The 4,119-nt window shown below is 71.4% G+C and carries 5 protein-coding genes; all 5 read right to left on the bottom strand.

Annotated features, from left to right (window positions below):
- Nucleotides 1-233, bottom strand: a 233-nt coding sequence (locus tag H5J30_RS20255) for an AAA family ATPase (RefSeq protein WP_181788821.1), incomplete at its 3' end; no start/stop codon positions are given.
- A gap of 168 nt (nucleotides 234-401) precedes the next feature.
- Nucleotides 402-1,262, bottom strand: a complete 861-nt coding sequence (locus H5J30_RS20250; RefSeq protein WP_258563433.1) for a hypothetical protein — start codon at nucleotides 1,260-1,262, stop codon at nucleotides 402-404.
- A gap of 5 nt (nucleotides 1,263-1,267) precedes the next feature.
- Nucleotides 1,268-1,831 carry a SigE family RNA polymerase sigma factor gene (locus H5J30_RS20245; RefSeq protein WP_181788819.1) on the bottom strand — a complete coding sequence of 188 codons (564 nt, stop codon included), beginning with the start codon at nucleotides 1,829-1,831 and terminating at the stop codon, nucleotides 1,268-1,270.
- Nucleotides 1,832-1,965: 134 nt separating this feature from the next.
- Complete coding sequence (locus H5J30_RS20240) at nucleotides 1,966-2,337, bottom strand: cell division protein SepF (RefSeq protein WP_181788818.1); 372 nt, start codon at nucleotides 2,335-2,337, stop codon at nucleotides 1,966-1,968.
- A 341-nt stretch (nucleotides 2,338-2,678) separates the two neighbouring features.
- On the bottom strand, nucleotides 2,679-4,119 hold a 1,441-nt coding region (locus tag H5J30_RS20235), incomplete at its 5' end, for an alkaline phosphatase D family protein (RefSeq protein WP_181788817.1).

Genomic DNA, 4,119 nt, shown 5'->3' with positions numbered 1-4,119 from the left:
AAGGCTTCCTCCAGGGTGGCCCCGGCACCGAGTCTGGCCAGCACGCCGCACGCTTCGAGCGCCGCGGTCTTCCCGCTGCCGCTGCCGCCCGTGAACAGGGTGAGGGGTCCGAGCCGGAGCCGGGTGCCGCGGTGCGATTTGAAGGCGGACAGGCGCAGTTCGCCGAGGGTGGCGCGGTCGGTGTGGGGGTGGCGCGCGCCGTGGGCCGTGCGCGGGATGGTGGGGGAGGTCATGTCCCGCGACGCTATTGAGCGTCTCACGAGCCGAACCGTTCCGGCAGCGCCACCTTCGCCCGAACGGACGAGCCCCCGCGATTCCGCGGCGACTCGGGCCCCGGGCACGGTATGGCGGGGTGCCCCTGGTCGCCTGCGCGCCGCCGTCGCCCGGCGCGCGGGTGCGGTTCACCAGTCTGTGAAGTCGTAGCCTTCCGCGGGTTTTCCGTTGCGGTCGTAGGTGCGCAGTTCGTCCGGGTCGACGCCGCCTTCCGGTCCTGCGGCCGTGAACCAGTGCCCGGTCGATCCTGCCGCCTCGACCAGTTCCAGCTTCGACACGGTGCCGTTCTCCCAGGTGATCTCCGCCCGGTCGATTCCCTCGGGCACGTAGCCGAAGATCAGCTCGACCGTCCTCGCTTCGGCGTCGGGGCCCTCGTTGCCGTTGCCGTCGAGGTTGGTGCCGTCTACGTGGATCTCGTCGTCGCGGCCGGTGAGGATCTGTCCTTCCCCGTACGGGACGCGTGGGTTGCCGTCCACCGAGAGGTAGATGTAGTACCAGGACTTGCCCGGTGTGTAGGGCAGCTTGTCCTCGCCTTTGACGGGCGGGTAGTTGGCGCCGTTCTCGACCTCGAACGGCATCTCGGTGTCGCTCTCGTACATCGCGCGGATCTGGTTCCAGACGTCGGCCTCGTCGGCGGCGGCTCCCCAGATGTCGACCTCCACCCGGAAGCGGTAGCCGTCCGCCGTGCCCTCGCCGAGTACGGCGTTGGACGGCCGTGTCACGCCGGGCCCGGCCGGGGAGGATGTCGCGGGCGGGACGACGACCGTGGTCGGCTGCCGTGGTTCGCCGGCTTCGGGCAGCACTCCCAGCCCGGCGGCGAGGAGGCCGCCGGCGGCCAGGGCGGCTGTGCCCATCGCCAGCCTCCTGCCGTTGCGCCGGCGGCGTGCCGCGCGCAGGACGGTGGTGGCGGGGACGGGGGTGATGCGCACCTGGTCCGCGGTTGCCGCGAGCCGCTCCGGTAGAGCTGTGTCGATAGCGTCGTCGTGCACGTCCCTCACCTCTCTGTCCCGCCGGCGCGCTCGCCGGTGTCGGCCGTCTGCTGCTTCAGGGCGGGTGATCGCCGCAATTTGGCGAGGGCCTTGGCGGTCTGGCTCTTGATCGTTCCCGTCGAGCAGCCCATGGCGGCTGCGGCCTCGTCCACGCTGAGGTCCTCCCAGTAGCGCAGCACCACGGCCTGCCGCTGTCTGGGCGGCAGTGCGAGCAGCGCGGGCAGCAGCGCCAGGCGGTCGTCGGTCTGGGCGATGCGGTCCCGGGCCTCGGCCTGCTGCCGCGGCCCCTGCCCGCCGCCGGTCGCCCCGTTGGGCAGTTCGGCGCGTCTGCCGTTGCGGAAGCGGCGTGTGTGGGCGTTGACGAGGATCCTGCGTACGTACGCGTCCGGGTCCTCGGCCTGCGTCACCCGCCGCCAGGCGACGTAGGCCCGCTCCAGCGCGGTCTGGGCGAGGTCTTCGGCGGCGTGCTGCTCACCGGTCAGCAGGTATGCGGTACGCAGCAGTCGCGGCCACCGGCTGGCCATGAAGCCCTGGAAATCGGCGTCCCTCTCGCTCTGCTCGGCAGTCATGGGCACTCCCTTCACCCTTCAGAGTCCGCGGGCGGCGGGATGCGTTGCCCGGCGGCGGGGGTGGGTGGGAGCGAGGGGTCGCGGCGGGTCGCCGGCCGGTGGCCGGCCGGCGTCCCGTCAGGTGCGGTGTGCCGTCAGCGGCTTGCGACCGGTTCGACTTCCGTGCCCACGGGGGCGAGGAGGAAGACGTTGCGGTCGACGCGGTGCATGCTGCTCTGGATGCCGAAGGTGACGCCGCTGGCGAAGTCGAGGATGCGCTTGGCCACGTCGATCTCGGCGCCGGTGAGGTCCAGCAGGACGGGGACCTGCGCTATCAGGTATTCGGCGACGCGCCGGGCGTCGGCGAAGACCTGGCAGCGGATGACGACGAACTGCCGCTGGTCGGCGTCGACTTCGGGGTCGTCGAGGGTTTCGTGCCCGGTCCAGGAGGGCCATTCGTTGCCGCGCAGGGGGACGACTTCGGCGAGCCCCTGCCACTGCTCGTCGGTGACGTCATGTCCGGTCAACGTGCCTCCTCGCAGTTTTCGCGTGTTCCCGGTGCGGCCATCGCGCGATTCTATCGATGGGCCGAACAGGTGACCGCGCAGGGACACACGGGAATCCGGGTTTTTACGTCCCGGTGGTCCCAAGTCGAGCCTATGCCTGTCTCAAGCAATTCCGAGGATTGACTTGGGTGTTGGGGCGGCGGACGATCGGGCGGGATCCCCAGGCGGCAACCCGGCCGGGCCCGTGCGCCGTGCGGCCGACGGCGTGCGTGGTCCGGCCGGGTGCCGACCGCCCGCGGGTTCCCGGCAGTTGTACGGGCGCCGGCGGGGGCGCCTGGCGGGGAGGGCGGGTGCGGTGCGTGTCAGTCGCGGCGGTACTGGGCGGGGGAGTTCTTCGTCGCCTCGTCCTCGTAGCTGCCGGGCCGGCCGCGGTCGACGTGGAACGTGGTGAGCGTGGTGGCGGGCGAGGCCGGGTCGCGGCGGTCGCCGATGACGCGCATGTGGGCGCTGAAGCGTTCGGGGGTGACGTCGTAGACGTCGTAGCCGTAGCGGTTGCCTTCGAAGTACTTCAGGTGCGGGTTGGCAGCGCCCATGACGGGTCCGTTGGTCTGGTTCCAGTCCGGTGGGTACGCGCCGGAGGTGACGGAGTGGGCGGTGAACTCGGTGCCGACGAGGGGTGATTCGGGGTTGTCGTAGTCGGTGCGGATGTCGTCGACGAAGGCGGAGTGCCAGTCGCCGGTGACGACGACGAGGTCTTCGAGGCCGGCGGTGTGGACGTGCTGGAGGACTTCCGCGCGTTCGGCGAGGAAGCCGTCCCACTGGTCGGTGAACATGTACGGGCCGCCGGGTGAGCCGCGGAGTTGGCTGAGCATGATCGAGTTGGCCCAGACGTGCCAGGTGTCGGGGGCGTTGTCGATGTGGTGCTTGAGCCAGTTCTTCTGGTCGGTGCCGAGGATGGTGCCGTCGGGCAGGTTCTGGGCGGAGCGGTGGGAGCGCAGGTCGAGGACGGTGAGCTGGAGGAGTCCGCCCCAGTCGCGGACGCGGTGGATCTCGGGGTCGGGGAGTGCGGAGTCGCCGAAGGAGTCGCGGTGCGGCATGTGTTCGTACCAGCCCTGGTAGGCGGCGGCGCGGCGGCGGACGAAGGGGGCGGCGCCGGTGCTTCCGCTGTAGTCGTTGGCGACTTCGTGGTCGTCCCAGGTGAGGTACCAGGGGTGGGCGGCGTGGGCGTCGCGCAGTGCGGGGTCGCCTTTGTAGAGGGCGTGGCGTCTGCGGTAGTCGGCGAGGGTGAGGGTCTCGGGTCCTTCGTGGTCGCGGACGTGGTCTTCTGGTACGCCGCCGACCTGGCCGTGTTCGTAGATGTAGTCGCCGAGGTGGATGACGAAGTCGACGTCTTCGGCGGCGATGCCGCGGTGGGCGGCGTAGTAGCCGTCGTGGAACGCCTGGCAGTTGGCGGCGGCGAAGCGTACGCGGCCGACGGGGCCGCCGGGTGCGGTGCGGGTGCGGCCGGTGCGGCTGGTGCGGCCGAGGGCGCTGAAGGCGTAGTGGTAGGTGCGGCCGGGGGTCAGGCCGGTGACGGGGATGTGGACGCTGTGGCCGAGGGTGGCGGAGGCGGGTGCGGCGCCTTCGGCGACGATGCGGCGGAGTGCGGGGTCTTCGGCGATGGTCCAGCGGACTTCGACGATGTCGGGGAGGTCCTGGTCGGGGGCGAGGGGTTCGGGGGCGAGGCGGGTCCACAGCAGGACGGAGTCCGGGCGGGGGTCGCCGGAGGCGACGCCGAGGGTGAAGGGTGCGGGGTCGTACGCG

Source organism: Streptomyces phytophilus (assembly GCF_013870535.1).
Lineage (GTDB): Bacteria > Actinomycetota > Actinomycetes > Streptomycetales > Streptomycetaceae > Streptomyces > Streptomyces phytophilus.
The sequence above is the reverse complement of the archived record's forward strand: the minus strand, read 5'-3'. Positions and strand labels throughout refer to the sequence as shown.